Below are 24,108 nucleotides of genomic sequence, written 5' to 3' on the forward strand. Positions count from 1 at the left end.
CGTTTTACTAAAGAAGTTTTCGGGTAAACCTGATAACTGACGGGCAAAGTCAGCTGCCCGATGATGCAGTCGCAGTAGGTGGGAGCCTGAAAGGCGTTTGACCACTGTGTCAATGACACGCGAGCTGCAAGCCACCGAATTTATTCGGTGGTAGTTGACATAGACATTTCCTGCCGTCAATTCTGCCAGCATTTGGTCAAGGCGGCGCTGCTGGGTCGCTTGTTGCTTGGCGAGAGCGATCCAATTGAGGTAGTCGGTCCGCTGGTATAGCGGCCGCGCCGCGTAAGCCGCCGTTACGCCTGCTGCTACCATGGCTTGGGCAATCGTTTCTGGCACCGGCACGGCTGCGCGCCGCTTTGCTGGGGTGTGCAGATCAGCATGCGTCAAACGGTAGTGGGCGATACGGGTGATCAAATCAAGCGGCAATGGCTGATCATAGGCAAACTGAATGGCGCCTTTTGACGTCTGATAGGCTTTGAGCTCCGCAGCAAACGCCGCGATTGGCGCTGCAGTCGGGTAGAAACCCACATGCGTTTTGTGCACGCCAAAATACACCAGCACGCGTTGTTGCCAAAAAGCAGGAATGCCATAGCTGATCCGCTCCTGTGCGTTGGGCAGGGCCGTTTTTAGCGTTGCATACAGCGTTTGCAGGTGCGGTTGGGCAGCAGGTGGTTGCGCTTGAATATAGTCTGTGATCACCGTCATCATGGTAACCTCCGATTTTTTGCTGATGCTGTCTACAAAATATCACATGCAGACGGTTTGATGTTGTGAAGTGCTGGATCCGGCATTGGGGCAGCAAGTCCGCCGTGAACTGATTCACCGCTTGGCTATTTGGGCTTGTTTCCCGGGCGGTCACGGTTAACAATCACGATATACAGCAGTTCCAGCACGAGCGGCAAGCCGATCACCGCGAGGATCACCCAGCCGATGATCGGGTGCGAATAGATGTGCCACTGAATGGTTTTATAGCCGCACCACAAAAATCCCAGGATAAATATGGAAGCAATCCAGTGGCTCAAGCGATTGTCACCATTGAACTTTTGGCCTGCTTTGAGATCTAAAACGGTGGTTTTGATCAATCTGATCATGAGCGGCCACGCCTTGATGGCAACAGGAGTGAAATCAATGATGAAGCGAACGGTCTTGCCGATGAACCAACCCACTCGGGCACCGACGTCTTTGGCCATTGGGTGATCGAGCTCGTCATAAGTCTTGACCTGGTGGGGGTTGCCATTTTCGTCATAAATCGTTTTTGGCATGATTTGCTCCTTAAAAGTTCAAATATTCTGGTGGGCAGAGGAACAATAAGACTGGCCCGAGAATAAACCCGCAATACCCGATGAAAAATCTTGCCCAAAGCCGCATCCAGGTTTTGACGCCCCAATCTTCTTGGACAGACTCCTTGGCCCAACGCGCCTTTTGATCATTGAAGGTGCGACTGACTTCGACGCTGCCATACTTCACCACGTCCCAGTGCTTTTCCGTGCGCTCATAAGCTGCGCGCGCTTCTTTTTGCACGTCAGCATATTTCTTTGGCACCACCAATCCGCTCAGTGGACCGTACACCAGATTATCAATGATCAATTTATAGAAGAACACGTCGATGCCAAAGACAAGCACCGCCAATATGGTCGTAAACAGCGCGCGGCTCAACGATATTTCAGTGAGATTTGAAAACATGACAAAGACGATGAATATCAAGGTGACCATATAAAGCAGCGGGATGGGGCTAAAGAGGTACTTGAAGTGGTTGCGTTGCATACTGGCCAAATATCTTTGAAAACGAGAGGGTGTGGATTGATTCTCCATGGTTGAAAGCTCCTTGAATTGTATTTTGGTGCTAGTGGTGAATAGATCGGTCAATTTTTAATAAAAACATAAAGAATAAAAGGGCCGTTTTTGAGTATACGCTGTGCAAGGGCCTGCGACAATTAAAAAGTGCCAAGCCGCAAAAAACCGTTAAGCACCAGCTTTTAAGCCAGTACCAAACGGCAAGGTGAAAATCAGTTTTAGCGGCATTCACCAACTCGGTCACTGGCCTGGTTCAGCCGCAAAGTCGCCGCTAACGCCAGTGCACCCATGGCGATCCCGCCTAACGGGGTGAACCATATGCCCCAATGTGTCAAGAGCTGCCCACCAGCAAAAGAGCCGATCATGATGCCGACATTGAACCCGGAAATGTTCATGGCCGAGGCTAGTTGGGCATCCGCTGGCAACTCGGCTTCGGCGATCTGCATGGTCATTAATTGCAAGCCAGGGACGTTCATAAACGCGAGCAAGCCTAAGATCATGACCAAAACCAAGCCGATGATATGCCCTTGCAGGCCCCAAAACATAGTCAGCATCAACAACGTCAGTGCCGCAAACATAGCACTTAATGCCTGCAACGGGGTGTGATTGGCGAACCGGCCGCCTATACTATTGCCAAGCGCCACGGCTGCGCCATAGCCGAGCAAGATCCAAACACTGGCGCTGGCAGACCAGCCTTGTTGCGTCAAAATCGCCCCTAGATACGTGTAAACTGGAAAGCTTGCACCATAACCCAGCGCGGTGATGACCAAGCCAGCACGCAGCCTGGGATTTTGCGCCAGCCGCCAGATTCCGCCGCGAGCACTGACTGGCGGCAGGGGCAAGTGGTTGGGGACCAACCAAATATTGGTCACCAACGCCACCACCCCTAAAGCGGCAATGAAGACAAAGGCCACGCGCCAGCTGGCATGTTGGGCGATGAAAGTCCCCAGCGGCACGCCAGTCACTGTGGCGACGGTTAAGCCGGTAAACATCGTTGCGATCGCGCTGGCGCGCTTATCGACGGTGACGACATTGGCTGCGATAACCGTTGCGACGGCCATAAACAAGCCATGGGCCAAGGCGGCAATGACGCGCCCCACAAGCAAGATGGCAAAGCTGCCGGCGCTGGCGGTGACGAGATTGCCGATGATGAAGGTGACCATCACCGCAAGCAGCAGCTGCTTGCGCGGCAATTTGGCGGTGGCTACGGTCAATAGCGGGGCACCAACCATGATCCCGGCGGCATAGGCCGACACCGTCAAGCCGGCGGTACTTAATTTGATCCCAAAGGCGTTGACGATCAAGGGCATCACCCCGACGCTGATGAACTCGGTCATGCCAATGGCAAAAGCGCTGAGTGCCAGCGCCAATAACGTTAGTTGCGCATCAAAATGATGCGTCGTGGTCATTTTTTGCATTTCTACCTCCTGAATGAGCTTGTCTTAGCAACAGAGATTGATTATACTTGCCAGGCACCAAACAACAAGCATGCACTATTTTGTGCCTTACGCACCTTTTAGTGCCTATGGAGGGCAATATGACCACTTACAATATTGGCGTCGAAGCGACGATGGAAATCATTGGCGGCAAGTGGAAGGCCATCATCTTGTGTCACTTGCGGCACCAAGCGATGCGCAACGGTGAATTGCGCCGGGCGATCCCGCAGATCACCCAAAAAATGTTGACGCAACAGTTGCGCGAGCTGGAACATGACGGTATCATCAGCCGCACGGTTTTTGATCAGATCCCGCCGCATGTTGAATATGCGTTGACAGCGCGCGGTGACAGTCTTAGCGGATTGTTGAATCAGCTTTGCCGCTGGGGTGAGGCGCTGATTGACAGTCGCCGGGCGGCAGGCGAGCAGATCACCTTGCGTCACCGCGATGATGTCAATTTGCTGCCGCCAGAGGACGCACACGGCGCCGAGAATCAAAAAGGCTAGCGCCGCTTGATTGCGGCGCTAGCCTTTGTTTGGTTTTGTTGGTGTATGGGTGACTGCGATCAGCCGCCACAAAGTCGTCTGCAGGGAATGCCAATCAGGAGATTCTCGGTTGGTTTAGGCCCACGCAATGTGGGCGATCGCGTATTCTTGAATGAGTTTAGGCCCCTTTTTCGTGGTGATCGTGACGGTGCTGCGCTCCTGGTATGGTTTGACGGTACCGGGGATGATCGCGTCGATGACGCCGTGGAGTTGTTGTTTGTCGATGGTCTTGACCTTGACTGGCCGCTTGGTCAACAAGGCATCCTCTAGTAAACTGATGATCTCCGTGGTGCGTTGGCTCATAGAGATTCCTCCTTTGCACATTGCAACCGATTACATGCCTAGTATATCCAATCTGAGGCGACTTGTCAGTAGGCAAAACCGCCTGCCGGCTTGCCTATTTGCGGCTTTCCCGTGGTGGCCAAGGCTTTGCGCGTCAAGGGAAAAGTTTACCGTGATCAAAAAACCCAAGTCGCTAGGACTTGGGTCAAGGGGATAGGGGTTAGCTGACTAATAAGTCGATAATGGCAGCAGTTGGGATCCCAGTGAAGTATTCATTGAGATCTAACGGGGCCAATGCCGCTTCGATGTGGTCGCGGTCGAAGATGACACCGGCCAGCGCATCGGCGACGGCTTGAACATCTTTGGGCCCGAAGAAATCGCCATAGAATTTGACGTTGGTCAACTTGCCGCCGTCAGTGGTCAAGCGCGCGTCGATGGTGCCCATATCAAAATGCTTACGCTTTTGGGTCGTGTATTCAGGCGACTTGCCGAAATTCCAATCCCAATTGGAGAAAACTTCAGCATTGATCTGATCGATCGCCACTTGGTCAGCAGCGGTGATGTGATATTCACGGTCTTTGATCGCATCTACTGAATCCACTCCAAACAACCGAGTGAGCAGGATATCGCGAAATTCTGGGACTTCCAATTGTTGATATTGCGCATCCAAGTATGGCCGCAGATTCGTCACGCGGCTGCGCACGCTTTGAATGCCTTTAGAGGCGATCTTGTCTGCAGGGACGTTTAAGACCTTCGGCACTTCACTCATGTCCACGTTGAGCATCAATGTCCCGTGGCAAAACGTTTTGCCATTGCGGCTATACATGGCACTGCCTGAGAATTTGCGTCCATCAACTAAGATGTCGTTGCGCCCGGAAACTTCTGCCGTCGTGGCGCCCATACTATGCAAGGCGTCGACGATCGGTTGCGTGAAAGATTTGAAGTCGCCGAATTCTTCAGAATCAGAATCGACCACAAATGAGAAACAAAGATTGCCCAGGTCATGATAAACCGCACCGCCGCCAGAAGTCCGGCGGGTGACGACCACATTGTGTTGTTCAATGTAGTCGAGGTTCAACTCTTCTTGAGCGTTTTGATTACGGCCAATGATGACACTTGGCGCTTCATAATAAAACAGCAACAATGGTTCATCAAAATGCTTTTGGTTCATCAAATATTGTTCGGTCGCAAGGTTTTCGCGAATGTCGTGCGACGGCATGATCACGTAATACATGAGATTTTTCCCTCCTTAGCGTACTGCCTAATTGTAAGCGTTAGCCGGCAAAATGAAAAGGCTTGCACACAAAGTAATTTGTGCACAAGTGTCTGATGCCGAGCCATCAGTGTAACACTGCCCAATTTTGACCAATACACCACCAAGCTCGTGCGCTACTGCACACGGCTCAGGTGCAAAGCCCTTCAGACTGGGGTATAATGGCTGGCATATAAGCAGGAAGGGGATTTGTGCATGACGACAAGGTATCAAGATGATCTCTATGAAGCAGTGAATGGGGAATGGGCGAAAACCGCCACGATCCCAGATGACAAACCAACGACTGGCGGTTTTGCTGATCTGGCTGATGAGGTCGAAAAAAAGTTGATGGCAGATTTTGATGCCGTAGCCACAGGCCAAAAGCAAGCACCTGACCAATATTTTGCCCAGGCCGTGCAGTTGTATCGATTAGCCGGCGATTTTGCCGCGCGGGACGCTGCCGGGATCCAGCCGGTGATCAAGCGTTTGGCCCCGCTGGAAGCAATCGCCGATCTTGCCAGTTTCAATGCGCAAGCAGCGCAATTAGATCAAGACTTATTCCCATTGCCATTTAGCGCAGGCGTTGAGCCGGACATGAAAGACACAGCCCATAACGCCTTTACGATTTCTGGGCCAGGCACGATCTTGCCGGATACGACGTATTATGCCAAAGACAACGCCCAAGGCCAGCAGCTTTTGAGCATGTGGCAGCAAATGGCGGCGCAAGTCTTAGCGCAAACACCTTTGAGCGCAGCAGACCAAGCCCAATACCTGCAAGATACGGTGGCTTTTGATGCTGAAATCGCTAAACACGTCAAAAGCTCAGAAGAATGGGCCGATTATCCTAAAGCCTATAACCCATATCCATTCGCTAAAGTCGCAGACCAATTTGGCCAGTTTGACTTCACCACCTATGCCGATACATTATTGCCGGCGCATCCAGATACGGTGATCGTGGCCGATCCGCGGTTTTTGGCAGAATTCACGCAGTTGTTCAATGCCGACAGCTTCACCGCGTATCGGCACTGGGCATATGTAACCGAGTTATTGAGCAACACCGGGTATTTATCCGATGAGCTGCGTATCTTAGGCGGCAGCTTCTCGCGGGCTTTATCTGGGTCCCCAGCCGCGCCAAGCCATGAAAAACACGCTTATCGTTTAGCCAATTCCTTCTTCGCCGAACCGATCGGCATGTATTATGGCCAAACGTATTTTGGCGCCGCTGCTAAGGCAGACGTGACGCAATTAGTTGAAAAAATGATCGCCACTTACAAGCGCCGGTTAGCCAATTCCGCATGGCTGTCGCAGCCGACCAAAGACAAGGCGATCGTTAAGTTAGACACGATGGTCTTGAAGATGGGCTATCCTGATCAAGTCAATCCGATGTATCAACAGCTGCACATGCCAGCTGACGCGGACTTATTAACGACGGTGACGGCTTTGGCGAAGACCCGGCATGCCTATCATTTAGCGCAGTTGACCCAACCGGTTGATCGTGGGGAATGGGCGATGCCAGGGCATTTAGTCAACGCCTGCTATGACCCATCGCGCAATGATATCACCTTCCCAGCAGCGATCCTACAGGCACCATTTTATGACCTGAAGCAATCGGATAGTGAAAATCTTGGCGGCATCGGCGCGGTGATCGCGCATGAAGTGTCGCATGGGTTTGACAATAACGGGGCGCAGTTTGATGAATTCGGCAATCTGGCCGACTGGTGGCAGCCAGACGATTACGACCACTTCCAGACGCTGACGCAAAAAATGATCGCGCAATTTGACGGCTTACAAACCGCTGCCGGCAAGGTCAATGGCAAACTGGTGGTGTCTGAAAACATCGCCGATGCCGGGGGCTTAGCGGCGGCGTTAGAGACTGCGCAACGCTTGGATGATACCGACTTGCACGCATTCTTTATCAATTGGGCGCAGATCTGGCGGCAAAAGGCGCGCAAAGAATATCAACAGCTGTTGTTATCGATCGATGTGCATGCGCCGGCTGAATTGCGGGCCAATGTTCAAGTGCAAAATCTAGAGGCTTGGTACACCACGTTTGATGTCCAACCCGGAGACGGCATGTACTTGGCGCCGGATCAGCGCATTACGATCTGGTGAGGATGACCAAGGCATCATAAAAAGCTGAGCAGGCATTTTGCTCAGCTTTTTGGTTGTCAAAAGGGGGATGGCAATGGAATTTTCAATTGATCCGCAGATTCAAGGCGGCTTGGCGCTTACGATGCTTGAATTTATCAATCACGATGAATGTCCGGCACTATGGCAGGAGAAATTAACGCCACTTTTGGCGCAGATCGCCGCACATGATGACTTGGCGACGCTGCGCGCAGATCCAGCGATTCAAGCGACTAAAGCGGCGTATAAAGCCGTGGGTAAAGACCCAAGCCGTTATCGCCCGTCTAGTGACAGCTTATGGCGGCGGGTGATCAACCACAAGGGCTTGTATCACGTCAATGCCTTAGTTGATTTGAATAATGCGCTGTCGCTGCAATTGCATTTGCCCATTGGCAGCTATGATCAAGCCCAGCTCACGCCGCCGTTGCGCTATACTGTCGCGGAAGCTGGCGCCAGTTATCCGGGAATCGGCAAAGCCGCGATCGACTTGAGCCAAGGGTTGGTGCTGGCAGATGCCAAAGGCTATTTTGGCAGCCCAACTGCGGATTCGAATCGGGCGATGATTACCGGCAACACCCGCCAGGCGCTGATGGTGGTGTATTTGTTTGGTGCTTGTGACCCTGAGGCGATCCAGCAATTGGTGGCTAACCAGGCGCAACACTATTTAGACCAGGCCCAAGTGCTGCAACAGGCAGTGATTTGGCCTTAATCCACTAAAAACACTCAGCCACGCCGTTGAAGACGTGGCTGAGTGTTTTTGTTAGTCGACGATCACATAAGACTTGATCGCTTGGCGCTGGTCCATCGCTTGGTAAGCGGCATCGATGTCATCCAAAGCGAATGTTTGAGTGAAGACTTTGCCAGGAGTGATCTGGCCGTTCAAGACGGCATTAAGCAAAACTTGCTTATCGTAAGTCGTGACCGAAGCCGGGCCGCCGGCGATCGCGGTATTGCGGAAGAAGACTGGCGTGAGGTCCATTTCTGGATTGTGCGGCACGCCGACGCGGCCGACTGTCGCGCCTGGGCGCCCGACTTTGACGGCGGTATCCACTGACTGTTCAGTGCCGACACATTCCAACACGGCGTCAGCACCGGCGCCATCAGTCAAAGCCATGACTTTGGCGACGCCGGCATCACCGCGTTCGGCGATGATATCAGTGGCGCCAAATTCTTTGGCTAAAGCTTGCCGATCAGCATGGCGGCTCATGGCGATGATCCGCTTGGCACCGTGCATTTTAGCTGCAATCACGGCGCATAAGCCCACAGCACCGTCGCCGACAACGACTACCGTGTCGCCAGGTTGCACATGCGCCACGCGAGCGGCGTGGTAGCCGGTGGCCATGACATCAGCCAAAGCCAGCAAAGATTTGAGCATGCCTTCGCGATAATCTTCAGGGTGGCCTGGAACCTTGATCAAGGCCCATTCACCATGTTGGAAGCGCAAGTATTGGGCTTGGGCGCCATTGCTGAAGTTATCCTTGTGATTCAAGCACCCGCCTTCAAACCCGGCGCGGCAAGCGGCACAATGACCGCAGCCATGGGTGAATGGGGCGATGACAAAATCCCCTGGGACCACGGTGGTAATGGCCTCTCCGACGGCATCAACAATGCCTAACGCTTCATGTCCGCTGTTTTGGGCGTGTGGGGCCATTTGATCTTGGCCGCGATAGCCCCATAAGTCAGAACCGCACACACAAGTGCGGACCACGCGAATGATCACGTCATCCGGGGCTTGGATGGCGGGCTTGGCGACGTCTTCGATGGCGACTTGGCCGACTTTGATAAAACGGGTTTCCTTCATTGATAGTGCCTCCATTTTAATTGATGGGTTAAGTATGCGAGTTTGTGGTCTAGAGCGCAAATACTTGTTGGTCGGTGCCAATATGCTTCAAAAGCATGGACAACGCCACGCCGATGGGCGATTACCTGACACGAGCGCTAGGCCAAAACGAGGACATGTCCTATAATTGGGCATGTCCTCGTTCAGGTTACTGCTTATTTTTTTTATCTGTGCGCGTCTTCTCGTCGGTTGAATCTTCCTTCTTGAGGTCTGCGTTCGGCTTGTTCTTCTCCAGCGGCACTGTGGCGAACTTGTCGAACATTTCGTTCCAATCATTCTTATTATTGATGTGTAAAGCCATCGCGGCCACCTCCAGTTGCGCTCAGTATAGCATGCTCTTGGGGTCGTGGCAAAGCCGTATCATTATACGCTTGACGCAACTGGCGACAAAAGCCGGTATCACTCCCGGATAACTGGATGCCGCACCCTATTTTTCTATGAATATTCATTGAATAAAAATGAATACTGGTGTATAGTATGGCCTATAGAAATTTGGGGAGGATGTTTTGTTTTGAAAAAGTTAATGCGTTGGTTCATGGCGCTGGCCTTGAGCCTAGTCGCCATCGGTGCAGTTGGGGCCCATTCGGTCTACGCGGCAGATGACAGCCTGGCGAAGGTAAAAGCCAAGGGTACCTTGGTGATGGGGACCAGTCCGGACTACGCACCGTATGAATTCTTGGTCAACAAAAACGGCAAGAACCAAGTTGTCGGCATTGATGTGGAAATCGCCAAGAAGATCGCCGCAGATATCGGCGTGAAGCTGGAGATCAAGCAAATGGACTTCGACTCGCTGTTGGTGGCATTGGAGACACACAAAGTGGACATGGTGTTATCGGCGATGACCCCGACGGCGGAGCGCAAGCAAAGCGTCGATTTTTCGCAGATCTACTACACCGCCAGCCAAGACATCATTGTCAACAAAGCAGACGCCAAAGTCTACAAGAACGCCGAGTCGTTTGTCGATAAAAAAGTCGGCGCCCAAACCGGGTCGCTGCAAGCCGACTTGGTCAAGAAGAACATGACCGATTCAAAATTGCTCGGCCTCTCTAAGGTCACCGACTTGATCTTGGCCTTGAAGTCCCATAAGGTCGAAGGCGTGGTCGCTGAAGAACCAGTGGCCAAAGCCTATGTCGAAAACGATCCCCAATTGGCATTAGTCAAATCCGGGTGGGCGTTAGATCCAGAAGAAAATGGCCAAGCCATTGGCTTTACCAAAGGTGATGATACCTTAGTGGCGGCGGCAAACAAGTCGATCGCTGAGATCAAGCAGCAACACTTGATCGCCAGCTACACCAAAACCGCCGGCCAGTATATGACTGAAAACACCGCCAACACCTCTATGTGGCACTATTGGCAGTATTTTGCCAAAGGGGTCGGCTATACGCTATTGATCACCGCGATCTCTGTGGTATTCGGGTTGCTGTTAGGCACGTTGTTTGCCTTGATGCGCTTAGGCCACAATCGGTTGTTCCATAGTTTGGCAGTCGCTTATATCGAATTCGTTCGCGGCACGCCATTGATGATCCAAGTGATGTTTGTCTACTTTGGGATCGGCTTGTTCGTGGATATTCCGGCCTTGACTGCCGGGATCATTGCCGTGGCCTTGAATTCTGCGGCTTATGTCGCTGAGATCATCCGCAGCGGGATCGATTCGATCCCTGTGGGTCAAACCGAAGCGGCCCGGTCTTTGGGACTGTCGACGCGCCAAACCATGACCAATGTGGTGTTGCCGCAAGCGGTCAAAAATATTTGGCCGGCATTAGGCAACGAATTCATCTCGTTGATCAAGGAAAGCTCCATTGTGTCGATCATTGGGGTCACAGATTTGATCTATCAATTGAAAGTCGTGCAAACAGCCACTTATAAAGGCGTCGCGCCGATCTTTGTCGCAATGGTGATCTATTTCGTCCTCACCTTCAGCTTATCGAAGGTATTGGGGCATTTTGAAAGGAAGATGCAACATGACTAAACCATTAATTCAAATCAACCATCTGGTCAAAAAATTCGGCGATAACGTCGTTTTGAATGATATTACCGAAACCATCAACCAAGGCGACGTAATCGTCGTGATCGGTGCTTCTGGTGGTGGGAAATCGACGTTCTTGCGCAGCTTGAACTTGTTGAACGTTCCGACAGCTGGAGATATCGAGTTTGAAGGGACCAACTTGGTCGGCTTATCTGAAAAAGCCCTTGATGGTGTCCGTGAAAAAATGGGGATGGTGTTTCAGCAATTCAACTTGTTCCCAAACATGACCGTCTTAGAAAATATCAAACTAGCCCCAATGAAGGTCAAAAATACCGACGATACCCAAGCCACTGCCAAAGCCCACGAATTGCTCAAGCAAGTCGGCTTGGAAGATAAAGCCGATGCTTATCCAGCCAGCTTATCTGGCGGCCAAATGCAGCGTGTCGCCATTGCCCGCGCCTTGGCGATGGAACCAGACGTGATGTTGTTTGATGAACCGACATCAGCACTGGATCCGGAAATGGTCGGCGAAGTGCTTAAGGTCATGCAAGACTTGGCGAAGTCTGGGATGACGATGGTGATCGTGACTCATGAAATGGGCTTTGCCCGCGAAGCCGCCGATCAAGTTTGGTTCATGGATCAAGGCGTGATCGCCGAAAAAGGCACGCCTGAACAGATCTTTACTGCACCTAAAGAAGCCCGGACCAAAGATTTCTTGTCTAAAGTCTTGGCCCAATAAGCAGGGATCAGCCGTTGGCAACTTGCCAGCGGCTTTTTTTTGCCGTTGGGACCCAGTCGTTTCCCGAAAAATTGGGAAAGCGGTGTCTTTTTTGCCCGGTTGGGTTGCTCAAACCGCATCAGACCGCTAAACTGGAATAGGCGCACGCCAAACCTCAAGAGTTAGAAGGAGTTAATATGCCACAAGCACTCATTATCAATGTCACCTTAAAAGACCAACCGCAACCTACATGGCGGCGGCTGGCGATCGCGACCGATACCACTTATGCGCAATTACACGAGATCATTCAGTTGGCTTTTGACTGGACGAATTCGCATCTGTGGGCGTTTTCCCCAGCTGGCCAAGCGCGCCAATATGTCGCTGAATTAGATCCTGATTGGCAAGCGCAAGGCCCAAAACAATTGCGGGCCGCCGACCATGCGGTGGATGCCGATTTGGCGGAAGGCAGCGTTGATTACGAGTACGATTTTGGCGACTCGTGGCACCATGAGATTACTTTAGAAGATATGCGCTGGGAATCGTGGTTATTGCCGACTTGCCTTGATGGCGCCGGCGATGGCGGCCTTGAAGATGGCGGGCACGCCTTTGACAAAGGCGCCACTGTGATCGCCTTGAACGGCTGGGGCAACTTGCAAAAGCCTAATTTTGATCTGAGTGCCGATTCCCCTTTGAAGACGACCATGGCCACCGGCTGGGAAGCGCTGCAAACCACTGGGGCGTTAGATGATCTGTTGAGCGATTATACCGCCGGGTCGATCACGGCGATCTTAGAAACCTTAGGCGCGGCAATGCAGCACCAAACCGCTGCACCGATGGATCAATGGCAAGCCAAGCAAATCGATGCCGCCATGCGCGCGGTGCATGAACAAGCCAGCGCGCATCCGCAGGGAGAACATCAATACGCCTTTTTTGTTGAAGTGGTGGCCACGTTCTTGTTATGCGCTGCCGATCAAAAGGTGCTGGCACTGGATATGAACACCGTCACCAAATTATTGACTGGCATTAAAGCCGCTTATCCAAAGGAATTAGACGTTTTGGAAATGGGCTTTGAACATCCTGACGATGTGCCGGCAATCGCCAACGAAGACGATGTGCGCGCCTTGGTCAAAGGCTGGACTGATGACTTTTTAAAGAGCAACGAATACCAGCTGCTGCCAGCCGGTGTCCCGGTCAAGACGGTGTATGACTTCACGCGGATGTTTGCCGAAGTGATGTACGAGCGCATGGCGCAGATTCCGCAAGCTTGGACTGTGGAAGGGGTATGGGAAGTCGTTGGCCGCTATTTCGTGACCAACGTCATCTTATCGCAACAAGAATTTCAACAGCTCGGACCAGTGTTGAGCGCCTTTTGTAAGTACTTGTACCGTGCTCAGCGAATCGATGAAGACTTGGCTGAAGATGTGGCTGATGCCGGGGCGCAAGCGGCGTTGCTGGCCCAAGATGAGACGAATTTTGGCCCGGCCAAAAAAATTGGCATTGCGATGAGCAAAGCCAATATCGACCCCCAAGATAAAGCGGCGGTGCATCAATTCGTTGATGACTACAATCGCGGCGAATCTGCGTATCAGCCTAGCCAAGACTACTTAGATTGGCCGCATGCCGAAAAATGGCAGCGCGGCGTGGCGACGCGCGTGCACAAAGCTGCGGTCGATAATGCCCAAGCAGTTGCAGATGAGCTGAACGATCAAGACCACGTCGTATTGGATACCATCGTCGCAATGGTCGATCGTATGTATGCCGCGCACCTGCAATCACCGCAAAAGTGGCAAGCCGACACGACTGAAGCCGTGGCCAAGCGCGTTTTGCAATCATTGCCAAGTACCCAGCGCGATGCTGGTGCCACCTGGTTGACCACTTACTTAACCCAGCTGCAGGCACATTCCAGCATGTCCAAAAAGAAGATGCGGGAATTGCAAGCTGCCATCCAAGCCGGGCGGGCACAGCTTGGCACCAGCGGGCGCAAGCTGTCCAAGAAACAAGCCAAGCGGCTATTGAAAAAGCGCCGCAAATAATTTAACCCAGGGCTTTGGGGCTGATCCTTAATTCGCGTCTTTGCCTCATGATCGCAACTTGTCGATCGTGGGGCAGAGGCGTTTTTTTATGGGCATAGGCGCAAGGGTCAGGTACAATGAAAGCGGATACAAGCAATCAGGCGGAGGAGGGTTCACCATGACGGACAACGAACGGCTGATTCGGGCTGGAAATGCACATTACGGCGTGCGTGGCAAACAGGCGATTTGGGCATATTTTGCCAATTTTGTGAATTATACCGGGCGCAGTACCCGCGCCGAGTGCTGGTGGGCGCTGTTGGCAGTCAGCGGCGCGATCGTGGTGATCGCCGGGGGGTTGTTGCTGGCAGTGTTTGGCTCGTTTCAGCGGTTGGCGTCTGGCAATAGCGGCGAATTACATGGGTTGCGCGTGGTTGCACTGTTATTATTGCTGGCATTTGCGTGGGCCGCGCTATGCTCGCTTTGGCCCACGGTGGCGTTGTTGATCCGCCGGAGTCGCGATGCTGGCGTGCCATGGTGGGGGACTGGGTTGCTGGCAGTCCTTTTGTTGGTCAGCTTGTGGGGGCGGCAATGGGGCGTGTGGGCCAATGCGGGTTTAGCGCTGGCGGCCATTGGACTATTGGGGATCAGTCTGTTGCCCAGTCGTCCGCTGCCGGTGATGGTTGCTGCACCTGGTTGGTCGCCGCGCGTCTTGACTTGGGTGCAAGTGGGGTCAGGGTTGATCGGATTGGTTTTATTCGTGGCGACGCTCATGTTTCCAGCTGGACTTTGGGGCTTTTTTGGCTATTTGGTCTGGGTGGGCATGGTACAAGCCTTTTCATACTCGCAATTGGCGGCTAACCGTCGGCGCTTGACGTTGCTGTGGCAGCTCGCAGACACATTAGGCTATGGGCCAAAAGACATTCAGCAGTTGGCTGGACGCTATGGGTCCTTAGACTGGGCAGCGACTCGCCCGGAAAACTTGCAATTTGTGCCTCGCCAATCTGTGCAACTGGCAGTGATCAGCCAATTACAAGCAAAGCTGGCTGCACAGGAATAACAAAAAAACGGCTGGACATTGTCCAACCGTTTTTTTGAGGTTAATTTCGGGCATGCCTAAAGCCGTAAGCGAAGTATACGATCATCCCAAAGGCAAACCAGATCAAGCTCATGATCCAAGTTTCCGCACTCAATTGGCTCATCAACAAGAGGCAAAACAAGAAGCTGATGATCGGCACGACCGGATACCCTGGCACTTTGAAGCCATCATTGCTGATTTTTTGATGGCGGCGCAAGGGGATGATGCCGATCGACACGAAGGCAAAAGCAATCAAGGTGCCGATATTCACCAAATTGACCAGTTGGGTCAACGGCACAAATCCACCCATGACAGCGATGATCAAGGTCACCGTCCACAAAGCGTTCAATGGCAGCTGGTGGGTGACTTTCCCAAACCACCGCGGCAGCAGCCGGTCACGGCCGATCGCATAGACTAAGCGCGACGACGAATAGATCATGGTGACCATCATCGTGAACATTCCGGCTAACGCGCCTAATGCGATCACCCCTGAAAGTTTGGGTTGATGGATCGCGTTCAAGGCAAAAGAGACGGGATCGGCGACGTCTAAGCGGGTATATTTGACGATCCCAGTTAACACGATCGCGACTAAGACATATAAGATGGTGGCGATGATCAAGGTGCCGATGATCCCGCGCGGCAAGGTTTTTTGCGGTTTTTTGACTTCTGGTGCTGATGCCGATACCGCATCAAAGCCCAGATAAGCAAAGAAAACCGTTGAAGCGCCGGCCAAGATCCCTTTGGCCCCAAAAGGCAGATACGGGTGCCAATTCACCGGGTGCACATAAAATGCGCCAACTATGATGAAAATCAAGATGATGCCTAACTTCACGACCACCATCACGCGGTTGACTGCCATTGACGTGCGCATCCCGCGGCTCAACAAGATCCCGATCAACAAGACCACCACCACGGCGATCAAGTTGAAATAGGTGCCATGAGCCGGATCAAACGCACCGGTGATCGCCTTGGGGATCTGCAAGCCAAAGCCGGCGATGAAGCTTTGAAAATAAGCAGCAAAACTTGTCGAAACCGCGGCGACTGCCAGCATATACTCCAAGATCAAGGCCCAGCCAATGACCCAGCCGAAGATCTGGCCAAAAACGATGTTGCCATATGCGTAAGCGGAGCCGGCGACGGGCAATGCCGACGCAAATTCGGCATAACACATCGCCGCCAAGCTGCACACCACTGCGGCTAAGACAAAGGCTAAGGTGATTGCCGGACCGGCAGTGGTCGCTGCCACTGTACCTGGGAGGATGAAGATCCCAGTGCCGATCACGGCGCCAATGCCTAAGGCAATCAAATCGCGCGTGGTCAAGGTGCGAGCAAGTTGGTGATCGGCTTTGAGGGTCTTATCTAAGTCGGGTTTTGCCGTGAGGCGTTGCCATAAACTCATGAGGATGATGACTTCTTTCTAATTTGTCAACGAGGGGGTCAGACTTTACCGTGTTCTTTTTCTTCAAGATACTTCTTTTGGTCAGGCACATATTTGAACGTTGGGTCGATCGCTTTGTCGATCGCATCAAAGCTGGCTTGCATTTGATCGCTCAATGCCTGAGTCACTGAGTCGGTCAATTTGCCGGCTGGCACCGTGATCGGGTCGCCAAAGCGTACGGTCACGCGCTTGCGCAAGAATAGATGTGAGAATTTCACCGGGCCTTGATAAACCGCTGGCACGATCGGCACCTTGCCTAACTTGGCGATCAAGATCGCGCCGCCTTTGAGTTGAGATGAATAGCGCGAACCAGAAGGGAAAATGATGATGGATAAGCCTTGATTTTTCATCATTTTCACTGGGGTCTTGATCACACTGGGACCAGGATGGGCGCGGTCAACGCCAAACGCGTTGGCATGCGTCAAGATCCACCGCAAAATCGGGTTTTGGAATAACTCGCGTTTGGCCATGAAGCCGACTTTGCGCGGACTGGCCGCCAGCGCAAAATAAATTGGATCCCACCAAGTGCGGTGCGGCCCGACTAACACATACGGGCCATCAGGCAAGACTTCCTTATTCTCGTAATGAGCGTTGCCATTGATGATCGCCACGATGATGCGGGCGACAACGCGGATGAACGAATAAAACATGAGGGAACTCCCTTCGTGATTTCAAAATTGAATCTATTATACCATTAACGATCTGTTCGAATCGCAGGTCTGTTTTAGTATACCGTATGCGGCAGCTGGCGTAAAAAGAGCCAGTGGTTGCGCCCCTCAGCGGATTTTAATGCGCAAGCGCTTACGTAAACGGTATAATGAACTTGAACCATAATGAAGGGAGTCTTGTGTATGCCTATCTTGATGACGCGGCCAACCACCACCGCGCAGATTGACCAACGGCTGGCGAATTTTTCTGGGGTGCCGACAACCGCTTGCCGGCCAGTGCCAAGCTTTGAGTTGCGTGCCGTGGCGCAAGCGGCCAGCCGCCAGCATCCCCAGATCACTTGTTTAAAAGTGCGCTTTGACGATCACGATCACTTGATCAGCGTTTCCGCCAGCGGCACCAGCAGCGGTGATGCCGTGGGCGATGACTTGCAAGCCGACGCTGAGGCGGTCGCGGAGTGGTTGACGCAAGCCGTGGCGGCTGAAACGCCGGCGCGGTTGTTTAGTTCAGACCACGAGACTTGGCTTTATTTGCATGAGGCGCCAGGCGATTGCATCCTTTTATACGAAGATTAACCTTGTGGCCGTTTTGTGACTAGAAACGGTCTTTTTGCATCTGATTAATAAAGGAGTGACGTGATGTCTGTCAATGATTCGCTGGACCCATATTGGGAAGACTTTCAGCAAGCACCTGAGTACCAGCGCTTAGCGCTATATGCTAACCCGCTGATCCAGCACTTTTTTGCCGCGGTGAGCCAAGCAATCATCGATTCAACGCTGCCGTTAAAACAGTGGCGAAAACAACAGCTGGCGGAACAAGTCACTGATTTTGTCACTGCCGCAGGCGATCCTCCTGACGCGATCGGGGATGTGATCTTGTTGGGCAAATATCGGGTGTTTGCGATGGTCATGACTTTTTTGGCGAAGCGGCAGAAGCTGGGGATCAGTGCTGAAGCGCTGCCGCTTGTGTGGCAGCAACTGGAACGCCAGTACGATCTGGACTCAGAGTCTTCGCGTGCAGATGAATACTTTTTATCGACGTTACCGTCGTCAGTTTCAGGTTTGGCTCAGTGGCAGTCGTATACGGCGGCGGATATCGCCGATTATACCCAAGCGTGGGTCGATGATTATGTCGCCAGCGCTGCTTGGCGGCAGCGGCCAATGGGGGTGTCTCGGGAATTCTTGAGTACGACGGTCGCTGATTTGACGACACTTGCATATGACCGCTACCGTAAAACGCCCAAGACTTGGACGAAGCGGGTGCTGCAAGAGACATTAAGCTGGAAATTTGTCTGGCAACAGCCGCTCACAGCGACTGGCGCAGCGCTGATCGTGCCAGCGTTGACCGCGTGGTTGGCGTGGCTTGGACAAACTGAGCGCCTCAATGCCAAAAAAGCCGCTAATTATCAACGGTATTTGCGCGCCCTTGAGCCTGAATTTCTAAAACAGATGCAAGATGAAGAGCTGTTTTCGACAGGCAAGCTTTTGTACACGCACATGGTTGCTTTTGGTATCGATCCCAACGCGGAAGCGGCCGTTGACGCCTTTATGGATCAAGTGATCGGCTATCGCGACGAAGACCTCATGCAAGAAGTGCAAGCGTTAATGCCGGAAGCGGCGTTGGCGGATCAAGCCGATTGGGAAGAGGACTTTGAAGCAGATGAATCAGCTCTCGTCCCTGACGACGTGCGCGCTATCCTCGACGACGAACAAGCGATGCAGCAAGCAGCTGAATTGTACGATCCCGACTCTGCCGCCAATTATTTGCAAGCTGACCATCTGCCGGCTAAAGGCCCTCGGCAATGGCAAAAAGCAGTGGCGCAGCAAGTGCATGCACAAGGGGTCCAAGCAGGGTTGCGCTTGTGGCTGCAACGCGATCGCTATGCGCTGCCACAAGGCTGGCAAGCACCGGCGATCGTGTTGCAAGTGACGCAACTATTCGATCTATTTTATGCCCAAGACTTAAGCACCCCCGCCAGCTGGACGCCTGCGATGTTTGCCGATTTTGGTGATTGGTTGCGCCAAAATGAAGCTGGCCAGGCGCTGTTGTTGCTGTATTCGAGCATGCTTGCGGCGCAAGCGGCGGCTGGATCGCTGCCAGCCGCTCAAAGTTCCAGCTTACAAGCCGCATTACGCGGTGAGCCTATGTCTGGAGCTTTCAAAGCCAAGCCGGGTAAAGTGATCTCACTGCAACAAGCAAAAGCGCAACTAAAACACAAACCCCGCGCTGAACGCTGATGACCACGCGAGACGCAAAAAAAGTTCCGGCCGCAATTGCAATCCATGCAAAGCTGACCGGAGCTTTATTCGCGTGTGCTGGCGGAGATTATAGCTTGTTGCCGCGCGCAGCAATGATTTTTTGGCCAAAAGTGCTATCGTATATTTTTGCGAGTTTTTCGCGAAACTCAGTCGTCGGAATCGCCTCACCAAAAAGCGGGCTGCCAGGCTCTAATAGCAAGCCAAAGCGCAAAGGCCCTAGGTCCAGCGGCGCAAAGCCAAAACCAGACAATATTTGAGTGACGACCGGCCGGATGTCGTCATGGTCGGTGGCAAAGGCCATCGCTCGCGGAAGCGTGGGTTTGCGATCAACTTCGATTTCCAAATCGTGGTAGCCCATATGGTTAAAGGCCTTGGCTACTTTGCTTTGGGCTAACCAGTCCTGGATCACTTCAGAGCTGGAGTGGGTCAGATCAGAGATCTCATTGACCGTGCCATCGACTTCGACCCAATAATTGGTTGCATCTAAAACGATCTTGCCCGCAAATGCTTGCGGGTCAAGGTCGCGGTAATGACTCAACGGGATGGCTAAGATGATCACATCTGCTTGGGCGACTAACGCGTCAGCAGTGGTGGTCACTGCGCCAGGCGCTAAGGTGTCGATCACCCATTGCAATTGGTCCACTGGACGGCGGCTGGCGATCAAGAGCTTGAAGCCGGCTTGAGTGCCAAGGCGGGCTAAGGTTGAGCCTAATTTGCCAGCGCCTAAAATACCGATCGTTAAATCAGGCATTAGCGGCACCTCCTAAGAGTTCTTTGACCCGCGGGATGACTTTTTGCGCATAGTTGCGAATCGTCGCGGTGCGCTGGTGCAGCAGCTGCCCGCCAGTACCATAAACCAAATCGAAGCGCTGCATGTCTAAGGCATTCATGTTTTTAGCAATTTTTTGGGCCACTTGTTCAGGGGTGCCAACGTAATAGGAACCTTTATCGATTTCAAATTCGAATCGATCCCGGGTCATTGGTGCCCATCCCCGGTCGATGCCAATGCGGTCCATTTCGGCTTTGATATATTGCCAGCCGACTTTTTTGGCCTCATCTTCATCATCGAGGATGATCCCATGGGCGTGCATCCCCAACGGCAGTTCTGGCTTATTCATTTGTTTGACAGCTTTGTGGTATAAGTCGACATATGGACGAAAACGTACTGGCTCGCCGCCGATGATGGCGATCACCACTGGCAGCTCATAGTAAGCGGCACGAATGATCGATTCAGGCGAGCCGCCGACAGCCAAAGTCGTGGCGATGGTTTCGCCAGCTGGCAGTTTTGGATACACAGTGGTGTCGGTGAGCTTTTGGGTGAATTTGCCTTCCCAATCGATCGCGCCGCCAGCCAGCAGCTTTTCCCACAGCTCGATCTTTTCTTCAAAAAGTTCGTTGTAGTTTTCCAAGTCATACCCGTATAATGGGAAAGACTCGGTAAAAGAGCCGCGCCCGAGCATGATCTCTTCGCGACCGTTAGCTAACGCGTGCAAGGTACTGAAGCGTTCAAAAACCCGTACGGGATCATCAGAACTCAATACGGTTACCGCCGTCCCTAATTTGATATGCCGAGTGGTCGCAGCCAATGCCCCTAAGACGATTTCAGGGCTGGAAATCGCAAATTCTGAGCGGTGATGTTCACCTAAGGCGATCAAGTCGATCCCTAAGCGGTCTGCCAGTTGGCCTTCAGCAACGACTTGGCGCAGGCTTTCTGCGCCGGTCATCGGCGTGCCATCATCTTTAAAGGCTAAGTCGCCAAACGTGTTTAAACCAAATTGATAAGTTGTCTTGTTCATGGGTACCCCTCTGTTTTCTCTTACTTTTAGTAAGTATAACGGATGTGGCCAATAATGCAAGTCCTGATCAAGGGGCTGAGCGTGAAAAGGCGGCTTTGCCGATCAACTATGGCAATTTTAGATGATGGAACAGGCCCACAACGATCGGTGAAAATCGCGATCAGCCCATGCAGGGTGCCGTTCAGGCGATGAGCTTAAGGAGGGATAAGATGACGAAGCAAACGCGCTTGCGCACATTGCTGATCGGCTTGGCGCTGGTCGCCTTGGTCATTTTAGTGGTGTATTATTGGCCGCTGCTCACTCAGCTGCAACATTGGCGCTTTGATCGCGCGGGTTTTATTCATGCCTTTCGCCACCGCGGGTGGTTGGCGGTAGGACCACTGGTGTTATTATTGATCGGCGTCAGTTTGATCCCCGGGGCCCCGAATTCGGTGATCGCGATTTTAAGCGGCGTGTGTCTAGGCGCCCCGTTGGGATTTGTCGTGAATGTGATCGGCTTAAGTGTCGGCAATTCAATAGGGGCACTGTTCGTTGATCGCGTCGAAGCACGCCGCCATCGGCAACAGCAGCCTTCGCGATTATTGGAGGCGCTCTTGAAAATGCGGCACCCGCGTTTAGGGGTGCTCATCGGCTATGCCGTGCCATTCATTCCCAATACCTTGGTGCATGTGGCGGCTGGCGAATTAGCCTTGTCTCGCCGCATGTTAGTGTCTACGGTGGCACTGGGAAGCATCCCGACCGCATTTTTTTATGCCTTTGGCGGGGATGCGGTGTTACAAGTCAAGCCGGCGCGGTTGGCAGTCGTGGCCGCGTTGCTTGGTGCGTCAGCATTGGCGATCGGGTTGATCCGGCACGATCAGCGTCAGCGGTGAGCAATTGCCGCTTGAAGCCGGATTGGGTATACTGATCAAGCAGATCAGCGCTGTGAACAGTGATTTTTGAGGTGAAAAGGAGTTCGTCATGGCATTACTTCCCGGGGAACGGATCGATCAACTGCAAAGCGCAGGCGTGGCGATCATTCAATCGAAACAAGTTTTTGCGTTTTCATTAGACGCGGTCTTGTTGGCAGATTTTGCGGTGGTTAAAAAGCATTCGCGGGTAGTCGACTTGGCGGCAGGCAATGGGGCAGTGGGGCTGTTTGTGGCGCCGCAAACCGACGCACAAGTGACCTTGATCGAATTACAAGCCCGCTTGGCCGATATGGCGCAGCGCTCTGTGGCCTTAAACGGGTTGACCAATGTCGATGTCTTGCAATTGGACTTGAAGCTGGCACCGACAGTGATCGCTAAAGATTCGGTGGATGTCGTCACTTGCAACCCGCCGTATTTCAAGGTGGCCCCAGGGCATGTGACTAATCCTAACGACCACTTAGCGTTAGCGCGCCATGAATTGACCACGGATTTTGCCACAGTGGCCAACACCGCTGCGGAATTGTTGAAATATCAAGGCAAGGCGTTTTTCGTCCATCGTCCGGACCGGTTGGCGGAGTTGTTGCAAACATTGGTTGACGCGCAACTGGCACCAAAGCGCTTGCGCTTCATTCACCCCAAAGCCGATCGTGAAGCCAACATGGTTTTGATCGAAGCAATCAAAGCCGGCAAGCCGGATGGCATCCGGATCTTGCCGCCATTGACGGTGTATCAAGCGGATGGCCAATATTCTCCGGCAGTGCAGGCGGTGTTATATGGCAAGTGAAGGTCCGTTTTATTTTTATGTCTTACAATGTGCTGATGGCAGTTTTTATGGCGGCTTCACCACCGATGTCGGCCAGCGCGTGGCCACGCATAATGCGGGGTTAGGGGCGAAATACACCAAGCAGCGTTTGCCAGTGCGGCTGCTGTATGCCCAAGCGTTTGCGTCGCGACATGACGCTTTATCTGCCGAGTGGCATTTCAAACATCAAAGCCGTGCTGCCAAAGAAGCCTTTTTAGCGGCGCATAAAGTTGCCTGGTAGGGCTTGTCAAAGCCTAATGGATAGCGTAAACTATTACGAGTGCGATATGCACAAACCACATTGGTGCTGATCATCGCTGGGGTGCTCGCAAGAGTCCGGCGGTGGCGTGAGGCCCCAAGAGGAAAAAAACCTATGGAGGATTCATAATGTCTGTATTAAGCATGAAACAACTGCTTGAAGCTGGTGTCCATTTCGGTCACCAAACTCGTCGCTGGAACCCTAAGATGAAGCCGTTCATCTACACTGAACGCAATGGTATCTACATCATCGATCTGCAAAAGACCGTTAAGATGATCGATGATGCCTACAACTTCGTCAAGGATGAAGCAGCGCAAGGCGGCATCTTCTTGTTCGTTGGGACTAAGAAGCAAGCCCAAGACTCGATTGCTGAAGAAGCAACTCGTGCCGGCCAATACTACGTTAACCATCGTTGGTTAGGTGGTACCTTGACCAACTGGAACACCATCCAAACTCGGATCAAGCGCCTTAAAGACATCAAGAAGATGGCCCAAGATGGCACCTTCGACAAGTTGCCTAAGAAGGAAGTTTCCTTACTCAAGAAGCAAGAAGACAAGCTGACCAAGTTCCTTGGCGGGATCGAAGACATGCCTCGCATCCCTGATGTGATCTTCATTGTTGATCCGCGCAAGGAAAAGATCGCGGTTTCTGAAGCCCAAAAGCTGAACATCCCGATCGTTGCGATGGTGGATACCAACACCGACCCAGACGACATCGATGTCATCATCCCGTCTAACGACGATGCGATCCGTGCCGTTCGTCTGATCACCGCGAAGATGGCTGATGCGATCATCGAAGGTAACCAAGGCGAAGACCAAGGTGAAGATGATCAACAACAAGCACCTGCTCAAGATGCGCCAGTTGATTCCATCGAAGACATCGTTGAAGCCGTTGAAGGCGACAACAAGTAATTCAATTTAATCGCCGTCTG

At 52.5% G+C, this 24,108-nt stretch carries 25 protein-coding genes; 13 read left to right on the forward strand and 12 right to left on the reverse strand.

Annotated features, from left to right (window positions below; genetic code table 11):
* The 4 genes from EKM91_RS02170 to EKM91_RS02185 all read right to left on the reverse strand — a co-directional run.
* On the reverse strand, positions 1 to 705 hold a 705-nt coding region (locus EKM91_RS02170), incomplete at its 3' end, for a DUF1801 domain-containing protein (RefSeq protein WP_191987980.1).
* Positions 706 to 830: 125 nt separating this feature from the next.
* Positions 831 to 1,262 carry a hypothetical protein gene (locus tag EKM91_RS02175; protein WP_125749080.1) on the reverse strand — a complete coding sequence of 144 codons (432 nt, stop codon included), beginning with the start codon at positions 1,260 to 1,262 and terminating at the stop codon, positions 831 to 833.
* A gap of 10 nt (positions 1,263 to 1,272) precedes the next feature.
* Positions 1,273 to 1,812, reverse strand: a complete 540-nt coding sequence (locus EKM91_RS02180) for a hypothetical protein (protein WP_125749082.1) — start codon at positions 1,810 to 1,812, stop codon at positions 1,273 to 1,275.
* Positions 1,813 to 2,012: 200 nt separating this feature from the next.
* Complete coding sequence (locus EKM91_RS02185; protein ID WP_125749413.1) at positions 2,013 to 3,203, reverse strand: MFS transporter; 1,191 nt, start codon at positions 3,201 to 3,203, stop codon at positions 2,013 to 2,015.
* Positions 3,204 to 3,319: 116 nt separating this feature from the next.
* On the opposite strand from EKM91_RS02185, the gene EKM91_RS02190 reads away from it, so the two are divergent.
* A complete protein-coding gene (locus tag EKM91_RS02190) occupies positions 3,320 to 3,736 on the forward strand; it encodes a winged helix-turn-helix transcriptional regulator (protein ID WP_125749085.1) in 417 nt (138 codons plus the stop codon).
* A 114-nt stretch (positions 3,737 to 3,850) separates the two neighbouring features.
* On the opposite strand, the gene EKM91_RS02195 is transcribed toward EKM91_RS02190, so the two are convergent.
* Together EKM91_RS02195 and EKM91_RS02200 are read right to left on the reverse strand one after the other, a co-directional pair.
* On the reverse strand, positions 3,851 to 4,078 hold the full coding sequence (locus EKM91_RS02195; protein WP_125749089.1) for a hypothetical protein: 228 nt from the start codon (positions 4,076 to 4,078) through the stop codon (positions 3,851 to 3,853).
* Between the two features lie 199 nt (positions 4,079 to 4,277).
* On the reverse strand, positions 4,278 to 5,291 hold the full coding sequence (locus EKM91_RS02200; RefSeq protein WP_125749093.1) for a lipoate--protein ligase: 1,014 nt from the start codon (positions 5,289 to 5,291) through the stop codon (positions 4,278 to 4,280).
* A gap of 228 nt (positions 5,292 to 5,519) precedes the next feature.
* Here EKM91_RS02200 and EKM91_RS02205 point away from each other — a divergent pair, with 228 nt between their 5' ends.
* A complete protein-coding gene (locus tag EKM91_RS02205; protein ID WP_379896709.1) occupies positions 5,520 to 7,421 on the forward strand; it encodes a M13 family metallopeptidase in 1,902 nt (633 codons plus the stop codon).
* A 73-nt stretch (positions 7,422 to 7,494) separates the two neighbouring features.
* Positions 7,495 to 8,145, forward strand: coding sequence for a B3/B4 domain-containing protein (locus EKM91_RS02210; protein ID WP_164508423.1), 651 nt, complete (start codon positions 7,495 to 7,497; stop codon positions 8,143 to 8,145).
* Between the two features lie 51 nt (positions 8,146 to 8,196).
* On the opposite strand, the gene EKM91_RS02215 is transcribed toward EKM91_RS02210, so the two are convergent.
* On the reverse strand, positions 8,197 to 9,237 hold the full coding sequence (locus EKM91_RS02215) for a zinc-binding dehydrogenase (RefSeq protein WP_125749103.1): 1,041 nt from the start codon (positions 9,235 to 9,237) through the stop codon (positions 8,197 to 8,199).
* A 187-nt stretch (positions 9,238 to 9,424) separates the two neighbouring features.
* Entirely contained in the window at positions 9,425 to 9,577 is a 153-nt protein-coding gene (locus tag EKM91_RS13775) for an SPJ_0845 family protein (RefSeq protein WP_164508424.1), read from the reverse strand.
* Between the two features lie 210 nt (positions 9,578 to 9,787).
* Between EKM91_RS13775 and EKM91_RS02220 the strand changes: the two genes are divergently transcribed.
* The 4 genes from EKM91_RS02220 to EKM91_RS02235 all read left to right on the forward strand — a co-directional run bounded on the left by EKM91_RS02220 (position 9,788) and on the right by EKM91_RS02235 (position 15,029).
* Positions 9,788 to 11,245 (forward strand): ABC transporter substrate-binding protein/permease, encoded by a 1,458-nt coding sequence (locus EKM91_RS02220; protein WP_379896706.1) that lies wholly within the window; start codon positions 9,788 to 9,790, stop codon positions 11,243 to 11,245.
* The gene (locus EKM91_RS02225) at positions 11,238 to 11,981 is read left to right on the forward strand and encodes an amino acid ABC transporter ATP-binding protein (protein WP_125749106.1); all 744 of its coding nucleotides are present in this window, start codon (positions 11,238 to 11,240) and stop codon (positions 11,979 to 11,981) included. Before EKM91_RS02220 ends, EKM91_RS02225 begins: the two co-directional genes overlap by 8 nt.
* A 176-nt stretch (positions 11,982 to 12,157) precedes the next feature.
* A complete protein-coding gene (locus EKM91_RS02230; protein ID WP_125749109.1) occupies positions 12,158 to 13,993 on the forward strand; it encodes a plasmid pRiA4b ORF-3 family protein in 1,836 nt (611 codons plus the stop codon).
* A gap of 157 nt (positions 13,994 to 14,150) precedes the next feature.
* Positions 14,151 to 15,029 (forward strand): DUF805 domain-containing protein, encoded by an 879-nt coding sequence (locus EKM91_RS02235; protein WP_125749112.1) that lies wholly within the window; start codon positions 14,151 to 14,153, stop codon positions 15,027 to 15,029.
* Positions 15,030 to 15,069: 40 nt separating this feature from the next.
* Here the strand turns inward: EKM91_RS02235 and EKM91_RS02240 are convergent, their stop codons facing one another.
* Entirely contained in the window at positions 15,070 to 16,446 is a 1,377-nt protein-coding gene (locus EKM91_RS02240; protein WP_125749115.1) for an APC family permease, read from the reverse strand.
* A 38-nt stretch (positions 16,447 to 16,484) separates the two neighbouring features.
* Positions 16,485 to 17,135 carry a lysophospholipid acyltransferase family protein gene (locus EKM91_RS02245; RefSeq protein ID WP_125749118.1) on the reverse strand — a complete coding sequence of 217 codons (651 nt, stop codon included), beginning with the start codon at positions 17,133 to 17,135 and terminating at the stop codon, positions 16,485 to 16,487.
* Positions 17,136 to 17,336: 201 nt separating this feature from the next.
* Here EKM91_RS02245 and EKM91_RS02250 point away from each other — a divergent pair, with 201 nt between their 5' ends.
* Positions 17,337 to 17,726 carry a hypothetical protein gene (locus EKM91_RS02250; RefSeq protein WP_125749121.1) on the forward strand — a complete coding sequence of 130 codons (390 nt, stop codon included), beginning with the start codon at positions 17,337 to 17,339 and terminating at the stop codon, positions 17,724 to 17,726.
* A 63-nt stretch (positions 17,727 to 17,789) separates the two neighbouring features.
* Positions 17,790 to 19,388: a hypothetical protein gene (locus EKM91_RS02255; protein WP_125749125.1), complete on the forward strand. Its 1,599-nt coding sequence runs from the start codon at positions 17,790 to 17,792 to the stop codon at positions 19,386 to 19,388.
* Positions 19,389 to 19,476: 88 nt separating this feature from the next.
* Here the strand turns inward: EKM91_RS02255 and EKM91_RS02260 are convergent, their stop codons facing one another.
* On the reverse strand, positions 19,477 to 20,160 hold the full coding sequence (locus EKM91_RS02260) for an NADPH-dependent F420 reductase (protein ID WP_125749128.1): 684 nt from the start codon (positions 20,158 to 20,160) through the stop codon (positions 19,477 to 19,479).
* On the reverse strand, positions 20,153 to 21,205 hold the full coding sequence (locus EKM91_RS02265; RefSeq protein WP_125749131.1) for an LLM class flavin-dependent oxidoreductase: 1,053 nt from the start codon (positions 21,203 to 21,205) through the stop codon (positions 20,153 to 20,155). The genes EKM91_RS02260 and EKM91_RS02265 overlap by 8 nt, the downstream gene beginning before the upstream one ends.
* A gap of 209 nt (positions 21,206 to 21,414) precedes the next feature.
* On the opposite strand from EKM91_RS02265, the gene EKM91_RS02270 reads away from it, so the two are divergent.
* The 4 genes from EKM91_RS02270 to rpsB all read left to right on the forward strand — a co-directional run bounded on the left by EKM91_RS02270 (position 21,415) and on the right by rpsB (position 24,088).
* The gene (locus EKM91_RS02270) at positions 21,415 to 22,077 is read left to right on the forward strand and encodes a TVP38/TMEM64 family protein (RefSeq protein ID WP_164508425.1); all 663 of its coding nucleotides are present in this window, start codon (positions 21,415 to 21,417) and stop codon (positions 22,075 to 22,077) included.
* An 88-nt stretch (positions 22,078 to 22,165) separates the two neighbouring features.
* A complete protein-coding gene (locus EKM91_RS02275; protein WP_125749135.1) occupies positions 22,166 to 22,900 on the forward strand; it encodes a tRNA1(Val) (adenine(37)-N6)-methyltransferase in 735 nt (244 codons plus the stop codon).
* Positions 22,890 to 23,159, forward strand: coding sequence for a GIY-YIG nuclease family protein (locus tag EKM91_RS02280; RefSeq protein ID WP_125749138.1), 270 nt, complete (start codon positions 22,890 to 22,892; stop codon positions 23,157 to 23,159). The genes EKM91_RS02275 and EKM91_RS02280 overlap by 11 nt, the downstream gene beginning before the upstream one ends.
* 146 nt (positions 23,160 to 23,305) lie before the next feature.
* Positions 23,306 to 24,088, forward strand: a complete 783-nt coding sequence (gene rpsB, locus EKM91_RS02285; protein ID WP_125749141.1) for a 30S ribosomal protein S2 — start codon at positions 23,306 to 23,308, stop codon at positions 24,086 to 24,088.
* Positions 24,089 to 24,108: the final 20 nt, after the last annotated feature.

This window comes from Lacticaseibacillus baoqingensis, assembly GCF_003946165.1.
Classification (GTDB): Bacteria; Bacillota; Bacilli; order Lactobacillales; family Lactobacillaceae; genus Lacticaseibacillus; species Lacticaseibacillus baoqingensis.

Coding starts and splice junctions, on each gene's coding strand:
- EKM91_RS02175 (WP_125749080.1), bottom strand. CDS start 1,262: ATGCCAAAAACGATTTATGACGAAAATGGCAACCCCCACCAGGTCAAG.
- EKM91_RS02180 (WP_125749082.1), bottom strand. CDS start 1,812: ATGGAGAATCAATCCACACCCTCTCGTTTTCAAAGATATTTGGCCAGT.
- EKM91_RS02185 (WP_125749413.1), bottom strand. CDS start 3,203: ATGACCACGACGCATCATTTTGATGCGCAACTAACGTTATTGGCGCTG.
- EKM91_RS02190 (WP_125749085.1), top strand. CDS start 3,320: ATGGAGGGCAATATGACCACTTACAATATTGGCGTCGAAGCGACGATG.
- EKM91_RS02195 (WP_125749089.1), bottom strand. CDS start 4,078: ATGAGCCAACGCACCACGGAGATCATCAGTTTACTAGAGGATGCCTTG.
- EKM91_RS02200 (WP_125749093.1), bottom strand. CDS start 5,291: ATGTATTACGTGATCATGCCGTCGCACGACATTCGCGAAAACCTTGCG.
- EKM91_RS02210 (WP_164508423.1), top strand. CDS start 7,495: ATGGAATTTTCAATTGATCCGCAGATTCAAGGCGGCTTGGCGCTTACG.
- EKM91_RS02215 (WP_125749103.1), bottom strand. CDS start 9,237: ATGAAGGAAACCCGTTTTATCAAAGTCGGCCAAGTCGCCATCGAAGAC.
- EKM91_RS13775 (WP_164508424.1), bottom strand. CDS start 9,577: ATGGCTTTACACATCAATAATAAGAATGATTGGAACGAAATGTTCGAC.
- EKM91_RS02225 (WP_125749106.1), top strand. CDS start 11,238: ATGACTAAACCATTAATTCAAATCAACCATCTGGTCAAAAAATTCGGC.
- EKM91_RS02230 (WP_125749109.1), top strand. CDS start 12,158: ATGCCACAAGCACTCATTATCAATGTCACCTTAAAAGACCAACCGCAA.
- EKM91_RS02235 (WP_125749112.1), top strand. CDS start 14,151: ATGACGGACAACGAACGGCTGATTCGGGCTGGAAATGCACATTACGGC.
- EKM91_RS02240 (WP_125749115.1), bottom strand. CDS start 16,446: ATGAGTTTATGGCAACGCCTCACGGCAAAACCCGACTTAGATAAGACC.
- EKM91_RS02245 (WP_125749118.1), bottom strand. CDS start 17,135: ATGTTTTATTCGTTCATCCGCGTTGTCGCCCGCATCATCGTGGCGATC.
- EKM91_RS02250 (WP_125749121.1), top strand. CDS start 17,337: ATGCCTATCTTGATGACGCGGCCAACCACCACCGCGCAGATTGACCAA.
- EKM91_RS02255 (WP_125749125.1), top strand. CDS start 17,790: ATGTCTGTCAATGATTCGCTGGACCCATATTGGGAAGACTTTCAGCAA.
- EKM91_RS02260 (WP_125749128.1), bottom strand. CDS start 20,160: ATGCCTGATTTAACGATCGGTATTTTAGGCGCTGGCAAATTAGGCTCA.
- EKM91_RS02265 (WP_125749131.1), bottom strand. CDS start 21,205: ATGAACAAGACAACTTATCAATTTGGTTTAAACACGTTTGGCGACTTA.
- EKM91_RS02270 (WP_164508425.1), top strand. CDS start 21,415: ATGACGAAGCAAACGCGCTTGCGCACATTGCTGATCGGCTTGGCGCTG.
- EKM91_RS02275 (WP_125749135.1), top strand. CDS start 22,166: ATGGCATTACTTCCCGGGGAACGGATCGATCAACTGCAAAGCGCAGGC.
- EKM91_RS02280 (WP_125749138.1), top strand. CDS start 22,890: ATGGCAAGTGAAGGTCCGTTTTATTTTTATGTCTTACAATGTGCTGAT.
- rpsB (WP_125749141.1), top strand. CDS start 23,306: ATGTCTGTATTAAGCATGAAACAACTGCTTGAAGCTGGTGTCCATTTC.